The sequence below is a fragment of the Noviherbaspirillum malthae genome, assembly GCF_015352985.1.
Taxonomy (GTDB): Bacteria; Pseudomonadota; Gammaproteobacteria; order Burkholderiales; family Burkholderiaceae_D; genus Noviherbaspirillum; species Noviherbaspirillum malthae.
In genome coordinates this window covers 1-1,293 of the sequence record NZ_JACYXF010000185.1, presented here as the reverse complement: position 1 = coordinate 1,293, position 1,293 = coordinate 1, and the positions used below count along the sequence as shown (strand labels likewise).

The 1,293-nt window shown below is 55.8% G+C and carries 2 protein-coding genes; both read left to right on the top strand.

What is annotated here, in order from left to right; all coding sequences use genetic code 11:
- Positions 1 to 782, top strand: a 782-nt coding sequence (locus tag IGW03_RS37650) for an IS5 family transposase (RefSeq protein WP_194727484.1), incomplete at its 5' end; no start/stop codon positions are given.
- A 138-nt stretch (positions 783 to 920) separates the two neighbouring features.
- Positions 921 to 1,293, top strand: a 373-nt coding sequence (locus tag IGW03_RS37645; protein ID WP_194727483.1) for an IS110 family transposase, incomplete at its 3' end; no start/stop codon positions are given.

Sequence of the window (1,293 nt, the reverse complement as noted above, 5' to 3'; positions counted from 1 at the left end):
GTGCTGTCTTGGTGCGAGAAGCGAAGAAGGCTGGTATGCGTTTGCGACAAAGCTATGAGCGCCTTGGCAAACAAGCGTTGGTGATGAACGCACGTTATGCACATGCGCGTCAGATGAAACGAGCACGACGCGAGCAAAGGCGGCTACGCACCTATCCCGGACGGGTCATGCGTGATATTGAACGCAAGATTCAAGCAGCACCTGCCCTGGAAGACCGCTTCCGGAATTGGCTCAACATAGGTCATCGGATTCATGCACAGCAGCGTCACGACAAGGATAAGGTCTATAGCGTGCATGCTCCTGAAGTGGAATGCATCGCCAAAGGCAAGGCGCACAAACACTATGAGTTCGGCGTCAAAGTCAGCGTCGTCACGACTAGCCGCGATAACTTCGTAGTAGGCATGCAGTCACTGCCAGGCAATCCTTATGACGGGCACACGCTCGAAGCGGCCATCGAGCAAACGGTCAACCTGACTGGCATCGCACCCAAACAGGCATTGGTCGATCGCGGCTACAAGGGGCATCGGCCGCAGCGTTTGACGGTGTGGATAGCCGGAGCGAAACGAGGCGTGACCAACTTGATTAAAAATCGGCTTAAGCGACGTAATGCCGTTGAACCGGTTATCGGACATGTGAAGGCTGACGGTCGCCTCGGTCGCAACTTCCTCAAAGTTGCCGTAGGCGATGCCATGAATGCCATCCTTTGCGCTGCCGGACACAACTTGCGCAAAATCTTGCATCGGCTCAGCCATTCCTTCCCGCCAACTGATGCACCAGCCTAATTTCTCCTGACTTTTTCAGATGGTATGGACGTCTCCCCCCGGCAGGGGCAGATGCGTAAGCGAGGGGAGCCTCGCAGCAACGGCATCGATGTGCCAAAGTGGAGATACGTTCTCACCACCTGAGCTGGAGGCTCCATCATGAAGCGTACCGCAGAACTGCCTGTCATTGGAATGGACATTGCAAAGAACGTGTTTCATGTCCATATCGTAGAAGCCGACACCGGAGAGGAGAAGCGCCTCAAGCTCAAGCGTAGCCAGGTAACGCAGTTCTTTGCCAATCGACAACCTGCCGTAGTGGCGATGGAAGCTTGTGGCGGCGCCCACTATTGGGGTCGCGCGTTACAAGCGCATGGACATCAGGTCAAGCTGCTGCCACCTAAGCAAGTAAAGCCCTTTGTGATCCGCGACAAGACCGATGCCCGGGATGCGCAGGCGATATGGGTGGCAGCGCAACAACCCCATATTCGGGACGTACCTGTCAAGAGCGAGCAGCAACAAGCCTGTCTAGCCC